Source organism: Streptomyces sp. KPB2 (genome assembly GCF_003950055.1).
In the GTDB taxonomy this organism is placed as follows: domain Bacteria; phylum Actinomycetota; class Actinomycetes; order Streptomycetales; family Streptomycetaceae; genus Streptomyces; species Streptomyces salinarius.
Window position 1 is genome coordinate 6127779 of the sequence record NZ_CP034353.1, and the last position, 15227, is coordinate 6143005.

The 15227-nt window shown below is 70.3% G+C and carries 13 protein-coding genes and 1 tRNA gene; 4 read left to right on the forward strand and 10 right to left on the reverse strand.

The annotated features are described in order from the left end of the window. Positions 1 to 146: 146 nt before the first annotated feature. Both D1J63_RS27575 and D1J63_RS27580 read left to right on the forward strand, forming a co-directional pair. A complete protein-coding gene (locus tag D1J63_RS27575) occupies positions 147 to 1505 on the forward strand; it encodes an aminotransferase class V-fold PLP-dependent enzyme (RefSeq protein WP_125632553.1) in 1359 nt (452 codons plus the stop codon). Continuing rightward, a complete protein-coding gene (locus tag D1J63_RS27580) occupies positions 1502 to 2914 on the forward strand; it encodes a SidA/IucD/PvdA family monooxygenase (protein ID WP_125632555.1) in 1413 nt (470 codons plus the stop codon). Before D1J63_RS27575 ends, D1J63_RS27580 begins: the two co-directional genes overlap by 4 nt. 30 nt (positions 2915 to 2944) lie before the next feature. On the opposite strand, the gene D1J63_RS27585 is transcribed toward D1J63_RS27580, so the two are convergent. Continuing rightward, entirely contained in the window at positions 2945 to 4759 is a 1815-nt protein-coding gene (locus D1J63_RS27585; RefSeq protein ID WP_125632557.1) for a 5'-nucleotidase C-terminal domain-containing protein, read from the reverse strand. Between the two features lie 214 nt (positions 4760 to 4973). On the opposite strand from D1J63_RS27585, the gene pyk reads away from it, so the two are divergent. Further along, positions 4974 to 6404 carry a pyruvate kinase gene (gene pyk, locus D1J63_RS27590; RefSeq protein ID WP_125632559.1) on the forward strand — a complete coding sequence of 477 codons (1431 nt, stop codon included), beginning with the start codon at positions 4974 to 4976 and terminating at the stop codon, positions 6402 to 6404. A gap of 47 nt (positions 6405 to 6451) precedes the next feature. Here pyk and D1J63_RS27595 read toward each other — a convergent pair. Then, positions 6452 to 6525, reverse strand: a tRNA-Leu gene (locus D1J63_RS27595). 101 nt (positions 6526 to 6626) lie between these two features. On the opposite strand from D1J63_RS27595, the gene D1J63_RS27600 reads away from it, so the two are divergent. Next, complete coding sequence (locus D1J63_RS27600; RefSeq protein WP_125632561.1) at positions 6627 to 7283, forward strand: response regulator; 657 nt, start codon at positions 6627 to 6629, stop codon at positions 7281 to 7283. A 74-nt stretch (positions 7284 to 7357) separates the two neighbouring features. Here the strand turns inward: D1J63_RS27600 and D1J63_RS27605 are convergent, their stop codons facing one another. From D1J63_RS27605 to D1J63_RS27640, 8 genes are all read right to left on the reverse strand, one after another. Continuing rightward, complete coding sequence (locus D1J63_RS27605; protein ID WP_102930586.1) at positions 7358 to 8074, reverse strand: ABC transporter ATP-binding protein; 717 nt, start codon at positions 8072 to 8074, stop codon at positions 7358 to 7360. Next, positions 8071 to 9027 carry an ABC transporter ATP-binding protein gene (locus D1J63_RS27610; RefSeq protein ID WP_125632563.1) on the reverse strand — a complete coding sequence of 319 codons (957 nt, stop codon included), beginning with the start codon at positions 9025 to 9027 and terminating at the stop codon, positions 8071 to 8073. Before D1J63_RS27610 ends, D1J63_RS27605 begins: the two co-directional genes overlap by 4 nt. Positions 9028 to 9032: 5 nt before the next feature. Next, positions 9033 to 10859 carry a branched-chain amino acid ABC transporter permease gene (locus D1J63_RS27615; protein WP_125632565.1) on the reverse strand — a complete coding sequence of 609 codons (1827 nt, stop codon included), beginning with the start codon at positions 10857 to 10859 and terminating at the stop codon, positions 9033 to 9035. Positions 10860 to 10864: 5 nt separating this feature from the next. Continuing rightward, positions 10865 to 11797 carry a branched-chain amino acid ABC transporter permease gene (locus D1J63_RS27620; RefSeq protein WP_007388355.1) on the reverse strand — a complete coding sequence of 311 codons (933 nt, stop codon included), beginning with the start codon at positions 11795 to 11797 and terminating at the stop codon, positions 10865 to 10867. A gap of 117 nt (positions 11798 to 11914) precedes the next feature. Continuing rightward, positions 11915 to 13150: a branched-chain amino acid ABC transporter substrate-binding protein gene (locus tag D1J63_RS27625; protein ID WP_164712998.1), complete on the reverse strand. Its 1236-nt coding sequence runs from the start codon at positions 13148 to 13150 to the stop codon at positions 11915 to 11917. 287 nt (positions 13151 to 13437) lie between these two features. Further along, positions 13438 to 14028, reverse strand: coding sequence for a Tat pathway signal sequence domain protein (locus tag D1J63_RS27630; RefSeq protein WP_125632567.1), 591 nt, complete (start codon positions 14026 to 14028; stop codon positions 13438 to 13440). Then, positions 14025 to 14462 (reverse strand): hypothetical protein, encoded by a 438-nt coding sequence (locus D1J63_RS27635; protein WP_125632569.1) that lies wholly within the window; start codon positions 14460 to 14462, stop codon positions 14025 to 14027. Before D1J63_RS27635 ends, D1J63_RS27630 begins: the two co-directional genes overlap by 4 nt. A gap of 213 nt (positions 14463 to 14675) precedes the next feature. Further along, on the reverse strand, positions 14676 to 15164 hold the full coding sequence (locus D1J63_RS27640) for a hotdog fold thioesterase (RefSeq protein ID WP_125632571.1): 489 nt from the start codon (positions 15162 to 15164) through the stop codon (positions 14676 to 14678). Between the last annotated feature and the right edge of the window lie 63 nt (positions 15165 to 15227).

Here is a 15227-nt window from a genome sequence, read left to right on the forward strand (position 1 = left end):
GGCGGGGCGGGGGAGGGGACCGGCCGCGAGGCCCGGTGACGGGCCGCCGGGATACCCCTTTCGGGTTGGATCACTGAGCTGTCCGGGCGTACGCGCATCCGTGCGTACAAGCTGGAACCCCAGTCCCCGTGCCCCAAGGACGGCTCATGGGCCTGCCGCCCCTCGCCTCGGGCCCGCACGGCACCGACGCCCTGCGACCCCTGCTCGACACCGTGCTCGACGCCCTGCGCACCGGCACGGCCGCACGCGGCGGCCCGCTGCCCCCGGGCGGCCCCGACGCCGTCGCCGCCCGGGTGGCCGACGCGGCCGGCGACATCCTGCCCGACCGGGGCGAACCCGACGCGCTCCGCGTCCTGGTCACCGCGCTCGCCGAAGGCGCCGCCGACCCCGCCCACCCCCTGTGCGCCGCCCACCTGCACGCCCCGCCGCTGGCCGTCGCGGCCGCCGCCGACCTCGCCGCGAGCGTCCTCAACCCCTCCCTCGACTCCTGGGACCAGGCACCCGCCGCCTCCGCCCTGGAAGCCCTCGTCACCCGCGCCCTCGCCCGCGAGGCCGGCGCCGCAGACGCCCTCGTCACCACCGGCGGCACCGAGTCCAACCAGCTCGCCGTCCTGCTCGCCCGCGAGACGCACGGCGCCCACCTGCGGCTGGTCCACGGCGAGAACGCCCACCACTCCCTGCCCCGCGCCGCCCGGCTGCTCGGCCTGCCCGACCCCGTCGTCGTCCCCGCCCCCGCCGGCACCCTCGACCCCGCCGCCCTCGACGAGGCGCTCACCCAGGTCCCCGGACCCCACCTGGTCGCCGCCACCGCGGGCACCACCGACGCCGGGCTCATCGACCCGCTCCCCGAGATCGCCGGCCGCTGCGCCGCCCACGGCGCCCGCCTCCACGTCGACGCCGCCTACGGCGCGGGCCTCCTCTTCAGCGACCGGCACCGCCCACGGCTCGCGGGACTGGAGGCCGCCGACACCGTCGCGCTCGACCTGCACAAGCTCGGCTGGCAGCCGATCCCCGCCGGCCTCCTCACCGTCACGGACACCGCCGACCTCGCCGCCCTCCACCACCGCGCCGACTACCTCAACGCCGACGACGACACCGACGCCGGACTCCCCGACCTCCTCCACCGGTCCCCGCGCACCAGCCGCCGCCCCGACGTCCTCAAGGCCGCCGTCACCCTCAAGACCCTGGGTCGCGCCGGGCTGGGCGCGCTCGTCGACACGGTCTGCTCCCTCGCCGGGGACTTCGCCGGCCTGGTCGAGGAACACCCCGGGTTCGTGCTGCACGCGGCGCCCACCATCAGCACGGTCCTGTTCCGGCCCGCGGACGCCACCGACGACGCCGTCGCCGCCGTACGCCGCACCCTGCTCGCCACCGGCCGCGCCGTCCTGGGCCGCGCCCGCGCCGACGGCCGGCTCTGGCTCAAGGCGACCCTCCTCAACCCCCACACCCGACCGGAGGACCTCGCCGCCCTCCTGACCCTCGTGGAAGGACACACCCCCCGATGAACGCCGCCCCGCACCCCGGCCCCGACGCCCCGCGCGACCTCGTCGGCATCGGCATCGGCCCCTTCAACCTCTCCCTCGCGGCCCTCGCCGACCCCCTCACCGGCCTCGACACCGTCTTCTACGAACAGCGCCCCGACTTCCGCTGGCACCCCGGCCTGCTCATCGACGGCGCCCGCGTCCAGGTGCCCTTCCTCGCCGACCTCGTCACCCTCGTGGACCCGGCCAGCCCCTGGACCTTCCTCAACCACCTGAGGGCCAGAGAACGCCTCTTCCCCTTCTACTTCGCCGAACGCTTCCACATCGAGCGCGCCGAATACGACGCCTACTGCCGCTGGGTCGCCGAGAACCTGCCCGCCCTCCGCTTCCACCACCAGGTCGACGCGGTGCGCTGGAACCCCGAACGCGACCTCTTCGAGGTCGACTACACCCAGCTCGACGCCGACGGGGAGGCCGAGGCCCTCGGCCGCACCCACACCCGCAACGTCGTGCTCGGCGTCGGCACCGAACCCCACGTCCCCGACCCGCTCAGACCCCTCGTCGAGGACCCCGCCGTCCCCGTCGTCCACGCCGCCGACTACCTCCGCCACCGCGACACCCTCCAGGCCGCCGGACACGTCACCGTCATCGGCACCGGCCAGTCCGGCGCCGAGATCTTCCTCGACCTGCTCCGCCGGCGCCCCACCGGCCGCGAGCGCCTGCACTGGCTCGGCCGCACCGAGGCCCTCGCCCCGATGGAGTACTCCAAGCTCGGCCTGGAACACTTCACCCCGGACTACACCCGCTACTTCCACGGCCTGGCCGAACCGGTCCGCGACCGCCTCGTCGCCGCCCAGTGGCAGCTGCACAAGGGCATCGACGCCGACACCACCGCCGCCATCCACGACGAGCTCTACCGCCGCACCCTCGACGGCGGCTGGCCCGACACCACCCTCACCCCCGGCGTCCACGTCCGCACCGCCGGCCGTATCGGCGCCACTCAGGTCGAACTCCACCTCGAACACGAACAGCAGAAGACCCGCTCCCGCCTCACCACCGACGCCGTCGTCCTCGCCACCGGCCACCGCGAACGCCCCCTCGGCCGCCTCCTCGCCGGTCTCGACCCCTACATGCGGCGCGACAGCCGCGAACGCCCCCGCGTCGACGACCGCCACCGCCTCGTCCTCGACCCCTCCGTCACCGGCAACGTCTACGTCCAGAACGCCGAGACGCACACCCACGGCGTCGGCACGCCCGACCTCGGCCTCGCCGCCTGGCGCAGCGCGACCATCCTCAACGACCTCACCGGGCAGGAGCCGTACCCGCTGCCCGGCCGCACCGCCTTCACCACCTTCGGCCTGGAAAACGGCCGGCCCCAGATTCCGTCCGCACGCCACCACCGGGTACTCACCCCGCTGGTGGACGGAATCTGAGGCCGCCTCACATGTCCTGCGCGCAGCGGGTCAGAACACGGGCTCGCCGTCCCGAGTCAGCGACCAGTCCACGGACGCGAAGTCCTTCGGGTCCAGCACGCCCTTCTCCGTCGCCCACTCCGCGATCCGGGTACGGATCTCCGTCGACTCCGACCACAGCTCCTTCGCCGACGCCACGTGCGGGAAGGCGCCACCGCCGTTGGCCCGGTAGTTGTTCACCGCCAGCACGAACTGCTGCGCGTCGTCCAGCGGAGCACCGCCGTAGGTGAGGTTCCTGATCCGCGAACCGGCCGCCTGCGCGACGTCGATCTCGTACTTCAGCCCCGACACGTAGTCGTAGTTGTAGTCCGGGCGGCCGTTCGCGTTGGTCAGCTTGTCCACGTCCACCGGCGCACCGGCGGCCGTCCGCACGTAGTACTCCGCCGAGTACTCCAGGTAGGCCCGCACCTGCGCGCCCGTCAGCAGCTTCGCGACCAGCGTGTTGTCGTACACGTACAGGCTCGACAGATCCCGGATCGTCACGTCGCCGGCCGGGATCTCGGAGGTCCGCGAGAACGGCGACGCCTGCGCGAGGACCGGCAGCGCGGCATACTCCGTGCCCGCGAGCGCCGCCTTGACCACGTCCTCCTGCACCTTGGTGATCAGGTCGATGATCGGGGCGTCCTTGTACCGCGCCTCGACCGTCGTCAGCGTCTCGGTGGCGGTGCCGACGACCTGGTTGACGTACGCCACGACCTTCGCGTGCTCGTCCTTCAGCAGGTTCGTGATCCGCGGGTCGTCCTCGACCGTGCTGGAGTTGCGCAGCGACGCCTTCACCGACTCGGCGTGCCAGCGGCCCCGCTCGAAGACCAGCTCGAAGTCGAACAGGGTGAGCCGTTCGGCGTAGCACAGCGGCTCAGAGAGGACGACGGTCCTCCCGGTCTCCTCGTTGACGACCTTCAGCTCCGCGATCTCCTCGTGCGCGTGCCCCACCAGGATCGCGTCGATGCCCGGCACCTGCCGTGCCACGTTGGCCGCCGCGTTCTCGACGTAGGGGACCTGGTCGCCGTAGGAGGAGGTGCCCGACGAGCCCGAGTGGGCCGACACGACCACGACGTCGGCGCCCATCGAACGCAGCTTCGGCACCCATTTGGCCGCCTGCTCCTCGAGCCCCGGGAAGGCCAGCTTCCCCTGCACGTACGCCTTGTCCCAGATCGCGATGCCCGGGTTGGTCAGCCCCAGCACCGCCACCTTCACCGGCGGCGCGCCCTTCACCCGGAACGTCTTCATGAAGTACGGCGGGAAGGCCGGCTTCAGCGTCTTCGCGTCCACCGCGTTCGCGCCGAGCAGCGGGAAGTCGCACTGCTCCTCGAACCGGCGCAGCGTCTCGATGCCGTAGTTGAACTCGTGGTTGCCGAGGGCCACGGCGTCGTAGCCGATCGCGTTCATCGCCTGCGCCATCGGGTGCACCGGGCCGCCCTCGGCGGTGATCGGGTCGACCTTGGCGTAGTAGTACGTCAGCGGGGTGCCCTGGATGGTGTCGCCCGCGTCCACCAGCAGCGTGTTGTGGCGGCCCTTCTCCTCACGGACCTGGTTCACCAGGGTGGAGATCCGGCCGAGGCCCTGGGCGTTGCCCGCCGCGTCCGTGTACTCGGCGTCCTTGAAGTAGTCCCAGTTGAAGACGTGCCCGTGCAGGTCGGTGGTGCCGAGCACGGTCAGCGCGTACCGCTTGGGCTTCCTGCCCCTGTGCCCCTCGTGCGCGGGCGCCGCCGCCTCGGCCGCCGGAGCCGCCGCCGCGCCGGCCAGCGCGACCCCCGCCCCCGTCACGGCGGACCTGCTCAGGAATGTACGGCGGTTCAACGGCATGACTGACTCTCCTCGGAGACCCGTGCAGACAGTGGCAACGCGCGTAGATTCTGTCCTGAACATGCCTCCTGTCAAGAGGTGCGACCCCACCCGAATGCTCATCAGAGCGCGCCGCCGCACAATTCAACACTTGTCAATGTCCCTTTACTCAAAGGTTGTTGAGTGGTCATGCGTGGCCAATTCGCTACCCGGCAGTAAGTCATAGGCTCGAACCATGCGCCGAGCAAAGATCGTCTGCACCCTTGGTCCCGCCACCGACTCGTACGACCAGATCAAGGACCTGGTCGACGCCGGAATGGACGTCGCCCGCTTCAACTTCAGCCACGGCACCCACGCCGAGCACGAAGAGCGCTACCACCGGGTCCGCAAGGCGTCCGACGAGACCGGACGCAGCGTCGGCACCCTCGCCGACCTTCAGGGTCCGAAGATCCGCCTCGGCCATTTCGGTGAAGGACCCGTACTCCTCGAACGCGGCGACACCTTCACCATCACCGTCGAAGAGGGCGTCGAGGGCGACCGTCATGTCTGCGGCACCACCTATGCCGGCCTCGCCGAGGACGTCACCCCCGGTGAACGCGTCCTCGTCGACGACGGCAAGGTCTGCCTCGAGGTCACCGACGTCGACGGACCCCGGGTGCGCACCAGGGTGGTCGAGGGCGGCATGGTCTCCGACCACAAGGGCCTCAACCTCCCCGGCGTCGCCGTGTCCGTGCCCGCCCTGTCGAAGAAGGACGAGGACGACCTCCGCTGGGCGCTGCGGGCCGGGTTCGACGTCGTCGCCCTCTCCTTCGTCCGCAGCGGACGCGACGTCCTCGACGTGCACCGCATCATGGACGAAGAGGGCCGCCGTCTCCCCGTCATCGCCAAGGTCGAGAAACCGCAGGCCGTCGAGAACATCGAGGACATCGTCGCCGCCTTCGACGGCATCATGGTCGCCCGCGGCGACCTCGGCGTCGAAATGCCCCTGGAACAGGTCCCGATCGTCCAGAAGCGCGCGGTCAAGCTCGCCAAGCGCAACGCCAAGCCGGTCATCGTCGCCACCCAGATGCTCGACTCGATGATCGACAACGCCCGCCCCACCCGCGCCGAGGCCTCCGACGTCGCCAACGCCGTCATCGACGGCACCGACGCCGTGATGCTCTCCGGCGAGACCAGCGTCGGCAAGCACGCCACCGACACGGTGCGCACCATGGCCCGCATCGTCGAAGCGGCCGAGGAGGACATCCTCGCCAAGGGGCTCCCCCCGCTGACCGAACGCAACAAGCCCCGCACCCAGGGCGGCGCCGTCGCCCGCGCGGCCGCCGAGATCGGCGACTTCCTCGGCGCCAGGTTCCTGGTCGCCTTCACCCAGTCCGGCGACACCGTCCGCCGCCTCTCCCGCTACCGCTCGCCCATCCCGCTGCTCGCCTTCACCCCCGAACCGGCGACCCGCTCCCAGCTCAGCCTGACCTGGGGCGTGGAGACCTTCCTCGGTCCGCACGCCGACTCCACGGACGCGATGGTCGACCAGGTGGACGAACTGCTCACCCGCTACGGGCGCTGCGAGAAGGGTGACGTCGTGGTCATCACGGCCGGCTCACCGCCGGGGGTGTCGGGTACGACGAACCTGGTGCGCGTGCACCACATCGGGGAGGACGACAGCTGAATGGGTGTCATCACTGCACATGAGGGGCCTTCGAAACGAAGGTAAAGTGCCCCGGGTGGGACTCGAACCCACACTGAATGCCTTTTGAGGGCATCGTCTCTGCCGATTGGACTACCGGAGCCTCTTCGAACCGAAGGTCAGTGTAGCCCCTCGGTGACTCAAACATACAGGAGCTAGGTAGGCTCTTGTCAGCAGTACCCCTGCCCCGAACGAGGAGCTCACGTGACCGCCCCCGAGTCGCCCCAGCCCGTAGACGTGCCCGACGACGACCAGTCGCACGTTCCTCCGCTGACGACCCGTGTCGTCATCGCCGAGGACGAGGCGCTCATCCGGCTGGATCTCAAAGAGATGCTGGAGGAGGAGGGGTACTCCGTCGTCGGCGAGGCCGGTGACGGTGAGCAGGCCGTCGAGCTGGCCCGGGAGCACAAGCCCGACCTGGTCATCCTGGACGTGAAGATGCCCAAGCTGGACGGCATCTCCGCGGCCGAGAAGATCGCCGAGGAGAACATCGCGCCGGTGCTGATGCTGACCGCCTTCTCGCAGCGCGACCTGGTGGAACGCGCCCGGGACGCCGGGGCGATGGCGTACCTGGTGAAGCCGTTCAGCAAGAGCGACGTGGTGCCGGCGATCGAGATGGCCGTCTCGCGCTTCACCGAGCTGAAGGCGCTGGAGAAGGAGGTCGCCGACCTCAGCCAGCGACTGGAGACCCGCAAGCTGGTGGACCGCGCCAAGTCGGTGCTCCAGACGGAGTACGGCCTGACCGAGCCGGCCGCCTTCCGGTGGATCCAGAAGACCTCGATGGACCGGCGGATGTCGATGCAGCAGGTGGCCGAGGCGGTCATCCAGGACGCCGAGGAGAAGAAGGCCTCCAAGGGCTGAGCAGACGTGGTGAAGGCCCGCGTCCCCGGAAGAGGGGGCGCGGGCCTTCGTCGTACGGTCTGCCGGAGGCGGCGTCAGTCCTCGCCGAGGTAGGCCTTGCGGACCGACTCGTCGTGGAGGAGGTCCTGGCCGCTGCCGGACAGGACGATGTTGCCGACCTCCATGACGTGGCCGTGGTCGGCCAGGGAGAGGGCGGCCTGGGCGTTCTGCTCGACGAGCAGGATGGTGGTGCCCTGGGACTTCAGCTCGGCGATGGTCGCCATGATCTTCTGCATCATGATCGGCGAGAGGCCCATGGAGGGTTCGTCGAGCATGAGCAGCTTGGGCTGGGACATCAGCGCGCGGCCCATGGCGAGCATCTGCTGCTCGCCGCCGGAGAGGGTGCCGGCGGCCTGCTTGCGGCGTTCCCCGAGGATGGGGAAGAGGTCGTAGGCGTGCTGGATGTCCCTCTCGATGCCGGCCCGGTCGCTGCGCAGGAAGGCGCCGAGGCGCAGATTGTCCTCGATCGTCATGCGCGGGAAGATGTGCCGGCCCTCGGGCGAGTGGGCGAGGCCCAGCGAGACGATCTGGTGGGCGGGGACCTTCTTGAGGGACTTGCCGCCGAACCTTATCTGGCCGCCGACCGGCTTGAGCAGCCCGGACAGGGTGCGCAGGGTCGTGGTCTTGCCCGCGCCGTTGGTACCGATGAGGGTGACGACCTCGCCGGCGTCGACCTTGAAGGAGATGCCCTTGACGGCCTCGATCTTGCCGTAGGCGACGCGGAGGTCCTCGACCTCGAGCAGTGCGGTCATCGGTCGTTCTCCTTGCCGGCCGCGGTGTCCGTGGTGGTGTCGGCCTCGGCGGTCTTCGCGGCTCCGCCGGTTTGCGCGGCCTGTGCCTGGGCGGCTTCGGCGGCCTCCACCTCGGCGGCCTCCGCGGCGCCGGGGTCGTCGGCCAGAGGTTCGCCGAGGTAGGCGGCGACGACGCGTTCGTCGCCCTGCACCGTGGCGCTGTCGCCCTCGACGAGCTTCTCGCCCTGGACGAGGACGGCGACGCGGTCGCAGAGGTTGAAGATGAACCGCATGTCGTGCTCGATGACGAGGACGGCGATGCCCTTGTCGCGGATGGCGAAGACCAGTTCCTCGGTGGCCCGCGTCTCCTGCGGGTTCATGCCGGCCGTCGGCTCGTCCAGGAGCAGCAGCCCCGGCTCGCTGGCCAGCGCGCGGGCGATCTCCAGCTTGCGCTGCTCGCCGTAGGGCAGGTTGCGGGCGAGGTGCTCGGCCTTGGGCGCGAGTCCCACGAACTCCAGGAGCTCCAGGGCGCGTTCCCGGGACGCCTTCTCCGCACGGTGGAAGCCGGGGCCGCGCAGCACGGCCGACCAGAAGCCTTCCTTGGTCCGGGTGTGGCGGCCGACCAGCACGTTCTCCAGGACCGTCATGTTGGCGAACAGCCGGATGTTCTGGAAGGTGCGGGCGATGCCCGCGGCGGTCACCTTGAAGGACTTGGCCGGCAGTACCCGGTCCTTGTAGCGGACCTCGCCCTCGGTCGGGATGTAGAGGCCGGTCAGGCAGTTGAAGAAGGTCGTCTTGCCGGCGCCGTTGGGGCCGATCAGGCCGACGATCTCGCCGCTGTTCACGGTGAGGTCCACGCCGTTGACGGCGGTCAGTCCGCCGAAGCGCATCGTGACACCGCGTGCGTCGAGGATGGGGGTGCCGGGGGCGGGAGCGCCCGGTGCGGTGTCCTTGGTGGTGGTGTCGGTGGTCATGGTGGTCAGGCCCCTGTCTTGCTCAGGACTGCGGGCGCTTCGTCCTCTTCGTGGAACTCCAGCTTCCGGCGCCGGTTGGCGATGAGACCCTCCGGGCGGAAGCGCATCAGCAGGACCAGCGCGAGTCCGAAGGCGAAGAGCTGGTAGTCGTCGAGGAACTGGAGCTTGTTGGGAATGAGGAAGAGCAGCGAGGCGCCGATGAGCGGACCGGCGATGGTGCCCATGCCGCCCAGTACGACCGCGGCGAGCAGGAAGGCCGAGTTGGGCGGGGTGGTGCCGGCGAAGAGGTACTGCTCGGGGGTGACGGTGTAGGTCACGTGTGCCTGGACGGTGCCGGCGAGTCCGGCGAGCGAGGCGCCGACGGCGAACGCGATGAGCTTGACCCGGAAGCCGTTGATGCCCATGGCGAGCGCGGCGGTCTCGTCCTCGCGGATGGCGACCCAGGCGCGGCCGATGCGGGAGTCGCCGCTGCGCCGGAAGACGAGGACGACGACGGCCGTGATGATGAGCATCAGGAAGAAGTAGTTGGCGAACCGGCCGATGGTGAAGCTGCCGAACTCGTGCGAGATGCCGAGGTCGAAGCCGAGGACCTTGAGGTCGGGGATGGACGAGATGCCGTTGGAGCCGTTGGTGACGTCCGGGCCCGAGGTGCCGTCCAGGTTGTTGGCGGTGATCCGGAAGATCTCGCCGAAGCCGAGCGTCACGATGGCGAGGTAGTCGCCGCGCAGCCGCAGGGTGGGGGCGCCGATGAGGACGCCGAAGATCAGTGAGGCGGCGGCGCCGACGAGGACGGCGCCCCAGAAGGGGAGGTGCAGGTCGAACGGGGAGCTGGGGGAGCCGGAGACCATGGAGGCGGCGTAGGCGCCGACACCGAGGAAGGCGACGTAGCCGAGGTCGAGCAGACCGGCGAGGCCGACGACGATGTTCAGGCCGAGGGCGACGGTGGCGAAGATGAGGATGTAGACGCCGATGGTGGCGTACTGGTCGTCGGACTGGGTGAAGGGGAAGCAGGCCGCCGCGACGAAGGCGCCGCAGACGGTGATGTTCTGGTGCCGTGCGGTGATCTCGGAGGCCTGGGCGATCAGGCCGGACTTGTTGAGGGCGGCGAAGCCGAAGCCGGCGGTGATGAGGAAGCCGACGAAGAGCTCGTCGTACTCGGTGCCGATGCCGTAGGTGAAGACGAACAGGCCGGCGGCGAGGATGGCGACGATGATCAGGATCTCGGCGTAGGACGGCAGGGCGCGCACGGGGCGCGGGCTGCCGGAGGCGAAGGCCGCCTTGACGGTCTGCCAGTTGTGGGCGCTGTTGTGCCTGAACTGCTCCCAGCCGGTGTCGTCCGGGTCGAACGGGTCGGGCTCGGGGCGCTCGACGGGCAGGGCGAGGGAGCCGATCAGGGCGATCAGGGTGACGGCGGCGGCCAGGTAGCCGCCGGGCTCCAGGTTGACGAGGCCGCCCAGTTGGGCGCTGATCGCGATGACCGTGTACCAGGTGGTGGCGAAGGCGGCGAGGGCGGCGAACCTGAGGGCCGCGTCGGCACCGGCCGGCACGAGCCAGCGCAGGCCCTTGACGCCGTACGACGCGAGGCCGATGAGGGCGGTGAGGGCGCCGGCGACCAGCACCAGCACCTGGAGGCCGCCCGGGTAGCCGTAGACGGTGAGGTCGCCGGGGAACTCCGCGGTCCAGGTCCAGGCGAGGAAGGTGGAGACGACGGTGAGGACGCCGCCGCCGGTGGCGAGGGCGCGGCCGATGTGCGCGGGGATGCCGATGAGGCCGGAGGTGTCGCCCGCGGCGGGGGCACCGGTGTTCTTCGGCGCGGTGGTCTGTGTGGTCATCGGTGTCACGCCCTGTCCGCAACGCGTTCGCCGAGCAGGCCCTGTGGCCTGAACAACAGCACGAGGATGAGGAGGATGAAGGCCCAGACGTCGGACCAGGACTGGCTGCCGAACTTGTCCAGGCCGGGGATGTCGGCGATGTAGGCGGTGGCCAGGGTCTCGGCGACGCCCAGGGTGATGCCGCCGATCATGGCGCCGTAGATGTTGCCGATGCCGCCGAGGACGGCCGCGGTGAACGCCTTGAGGCCGAGGATGAAGCCCATCTTGAAGTCGATCTGGCCGTACTTGAGGCCGTTGGCCACGGCACCGACGGCGGCGAAGACGGCGCCGAGCGCGAACGCGACCACGATGATGCGGTCGGTGTTGACGCCCATCAGCTTGGCGGTGTCCGGGTCCTGCGCGGTGGCCTGCATGCCCCGTCCGGTGCGGGTGCGCATCACGAAGAAGCCGAGGATGGCCATGCTCACCGGGGCGGCGATGAACAGGAAGATGTCGCCGGTCTGCAGGGTGACGCTGCCGATGTGGAACGGGCCGCCGTCGATCTGCGGGAAGGTCCGGGCCGACTTGGCCTCGGGGTACCAGGCCCACACCGCCTGCTGGAGGGCGAGGGAGAGGCCGATGGCGGTGATGAGGGGCGCGAGACGGGGTGCGCCGCGCAGGGGCCGGTAGGCGAACCGTTCCGCCCCGACGGCGACGGCGACGGAGACGACCATGGCGCCGAGGAGCATCAGGGGCAGGGCGATCAGCATGGAGGTGCCGTCGGGCAGGATGTAGACGTAGACCGTGAGTGCGCCGAAGGCGCCGGTCATGAAGATCTCGCCGTGGGCGAAGTTGATGAGCTGGACAATGCCGTAGACCATTGTGTAGCCGATGGCGATCAGCCCGTACATGGATCCCAGTAGCAGGCCGTTGACCAGCTGCTGCGGCAGTTCGTTCACCGCATGTCCTCCGAGACTTTCGGATAATCGACGGATGTGGCCGGATGCGAGTCCGCGCGGGGCGCCTGTGGAACAGCGCCCCGCGCGGCTCGTGGGCTGTGGTGCGGGTGTCCTGGGTCAGCCGGTGAAGGTGCCGGACTTCACGGAGCCCCACGCACCGTTCTCGACGGCGTACACGGTGAGCTGCTTGTTGGTGGCGTCACCGAACTCGTCGAAGGAGACCTTGCCGGTCACACCGTCGAAGGAGACGTCCTGCATGGCGTCGACGACCTTGGCCCGGGCGTCGCTGGGGAGCTTCCCGTCGTTGGCCTCGACGACCTTCTTGACGGCCTCGATGATCGCCCAGGCGGAGTCGTAGGAGTAGCCGCCGTACGCCTCGTAGGCCTCCTTGTATCCCGCGGCCTTGTAGTTCGCGACGAATTCCTTGGCGGAGGGGAGTTCCTCCACCGGGGCGCCGACGGAGGTCGCGAGGTCGCCGTTGCCGCTGGCGCCGGCGAGCTTGATGAAGTCGGCGCTGTAGATGCCGTCGCCGCCGACCAGCGGAATCTTGGCCCCGGCGGCCTTGATCTGCTTGCTGAGCGGTCCGGCCTGCGGGTATTCGCCGCCGTAGTAGACGACGTCGGCGCCGGAGTTCTTGACCTTGGTGGCGACCGCGTTGAAGTCCTTGGTGTCCGGGTTGATGTGCTCGGTGCCGACCACCTTGCCGCCGAGCTTCTTGAACTCCTGGGTGAAGGTGGCGGCGAGGCCGGCGCCGTAGGTCTTCTTGTCGTCGATGACGAAGACCTTGCGCTTCTTGGAGTCGTTGTAGACGTACTGCGCGGCGAACGGGCCCTGGATGGCGTCCGTGGTCGCGGTACGGAAGTACGACTTGTACGGCCGGACCTTCTTGGTCTGCCAGTCCACGCCCTGGGTGAGGGCGGGGTTGGTGTTGGCGGGGGAGACCTCGACCAGTTTGGCCGTGTCGAAGACCTTCTGCATGGACTCGCCGACCGAGGAGTTCAGCGGGCCCACGACGCCGAGGACCTTGTCGTCGGCGACGAACTTGGTGGCGTTCTGCTGGCCGACGGAGGGCTGGCCCTGGTCGTCGAGGGCTTCGACCTTGAAGGTGATGCCGTCGACGGTCTTCTCCTTGTTGGCCGTCTTGGCCGCGAGGTCCGCCGAGTTCTTGATGCCGAGGCCGAGCGCGGACAGGTCGCCGGTCAGCGGGGCGTCGACGCCGATGACGACGGTGGTGCCACCGCCGCCGTTGCCGGAGTCCGAGCCGCCGTCGTCGTCGCGCGAGCCGCAGGCGGTGAGGGTGAGCGCTCCCGCCGCCAGAGCGGCGGTGATGGCGATGAGCGAACGTTGACGCACGATCAGTCCTTTCCCTGGCACGGCCGCTTCCCCGTGGAGGCGGTCGAGTCGAGCGCGGGGCCGAAATGACAATCCGACGGCGCGGTGACTGGCCGTGACTCTAAGCGTGTGTAGGGAAGGTGGAGGAGGGTCTGACTCAGGCTGTGACTCTCTTGTTATGACACCGGGTATTGCAGAGCGGTACTGGCTGGGAAGAAGGGCTGAATTCAGGCCGATTCGCCCTGTCCGCATGGTGAGAACCCGCAGGACCGGCGGGGCATGTTCAGGTGTCTGGGGCGTTTTGGTGATTACCTGGAATCGTTGCTGCAGGCGACCTCGAGGGTCCGGGAGAGGTCTCGCGCATAGCGCGTCCCCAGGATGAAACTGTGCGCCTCTATTGCACGCGCATTACGCAGCGTTACATCCAGGAAAGGGAGTCCTGGATTCCGGGGCGCTTTTTCACATTCCGTCACCCGGAGCGTGACAATGATCTTGCGGGCCGAATGCGATTTTGTCTGGAAAGGTGCCGCGGGGGAGGAGGTCACCGACAGGCCGTCGTAGGGCTGGGTCAGCCGCGTCACGGTCACGGGCGGTCCCGAGCGCACGCTCAGCAGCACCGTGAAGCTGAAGCCGTCGGCCGCGGTCCCCGGGGAGCCGGTCACGGGGGCCACGTAGACGAGGTCGATCGCCTGGGACGGGTACGGCGGCGGGGGAGCGGGGGGCGGCCGGCTCGCGTACAGGTAGCCGCCGCCCGCCAGGACGGCGAGCGTGGCGGTGGCGGCGAGGACGATCCGGCGGTGGCGTCCGTGGATCAGCGCGAGCCGTCCTGGCGGCCGGGGCGGCGGCGCCTCCTGGACGCGGGTGTCCTCACCCGGTTCGACGGGGCCGATGCCGCTCACGACTGCCACGGGCCGTGGCTCGGACCGCCGTCGCGGTACCCGTCGGTGCACGCCTGCCGGACCTGGCGGTCGATCAACTCCCGGGCCGACCGGGTGCCTTGGTCCCGCTTCGCGGTCCGCGCCGCGTCCACGACCTCCCGCAGGATGTCGTACTGCCGGTTGGACAGTCCCATCGACTGATAGTCGCCGTAGGGCTCGCCGCCGTCCAGCATCTCGCGCGCCCAGTAGCCGACGGCGCTCACGCACAACTCCGCGCCGGACAAGGGGCGCGGGGGCCGCGTAAGCCCGGACGACGCGGACGTGCCGGGCGCGCCACGGGCGGAACCGTCCGCTCCGTCACCGGAGTTGCCGCAGCCGACGGCCGCGGCGATCCCGACGGCCGTCACCAGCGTCAGCGCCGCCCGACCCGGCCGGAGTGCCCCTCCCCGTCCCATGCCCCGACGCTATGGCCCGGGACGAGCGGGGGCAACGGCCCGGGCACGGGTGCCGCGCGCCCGGTGATCGCCGGTGCAGCGAGCGCACGCCCGCCCGGTGGTCGCCGGTGCAGCGCACGTCCGCCCGGTACGTCGCACGCCGCCCGGTGATCGCCGGTGCAGCGCACGCCGTCGGCGCACCGCACACCCCGGCCTGGGTGCCCGGCGTGGGGCTCAGGCGGCGGTGCCCGCCCCGGCGCCGTCGCCGGGGTTCACGTCCCGCAGCAGGCAGGTGAGACGGGCGGTGCACACCCGGCGGTCCTGCTCGTCGCTGATCACGACCTCGTACGTCGCCGTCGAACGCCCCCGGTGCACCGGCGTGGCCACCCCGGTGACCAGGCCGGAGCGGACCCCGCGGTGGTGGGTGCAGTTCAGGTCGACCCCGACGGCGATCTTGGAGGCGCCGCCGTGCAGCATCGAGCCGACCGACCCGAGCGTCTCGGCCAGCACGGCCGAGGCGCCGCCGTGCAGCAGTCCGTACGGCTGGGTGTTGCCCTCGACCGGCATGGTGCCGACGACCCGGTCCGCCGACGCCTCGACGATCTGGACGCCCATGCGCGTGCCCAGGTGCCCGGCGGAGAACAGTGCGGGCAGGTCGACGCCGAGCGCGGCGTACTCGTCGATGACCTCCTGCGGGAACTGCACCTGCTGCTGCTCGCCCATGGCCGGCTCCGTTTCGTCGATCCGTCTGTCTGCCGGCCGATCGGTCACCGGTGACCGGCCGGC

Coding starts and splice junctions, on each gene's coding strand:
- D1J63_RS27635 (WP_125632569.1), bottom strand. CDS start 14,462: ATGGGACGGGGAGGGGCACTCCGGCCGGGTCGGGCGGCGCTGACGCTG.
- D1J63_RS27580 (WP_125632555.1), top strand. CDS start 1,502: ATGAACGCCGCCCCGCACCCCGGCCCCGACGCCCCGCGCGACCTCGTC.
- pyk (WP_125632559.1), top strand. CDS start 4,974: ATGCGCCGAGCAAAGATCGTCTGCACCCTTGGTCCCGCCACCGACTCG.
- D1J63_RS27605 (WP_102930586.1), bottom strand. CDS start 8,074: ATGACCGCACTGCTCGAGGTCGAGGACCTCCGCGTCGCCTACGGCAAG.
- D1J63_RS27575 (WP_125632553.1), top strand. CDS start 147: ATGGGCCTGCCGCCCCTCGCCTCGGGCCCGCACGGCACCGACGCCCTG.
- D1J63_RS27610 (WP_125632563.1), bottom strand. CDS start 9,027: ATGACCACCGACACCACCACCAAGGACACCGCACCGGGCGCTCCCGCC.
- D1J63_RS27615 (WP_125632565.1), bottom strand. CDS start 10,859: ATGACCACACAGACCACCGCGCCGAAGAACACCGGTGCCCCCGCCGCG.
- D1J63_RS27585 (WP_125632557.1), bottom strand. CDS start 4,759: ATGCCGTTGAACCGCCGTACATTCCTGAGCAGGTCCGCCGTGACGGGG.
- D1J63_RS27640 (WP_125632571.1), bottom strand. CDS start 15,164: ATGGGCGAGCAGCAGCAGGTGCAGTTCCCGCAGGAGGTCATCGACGAG.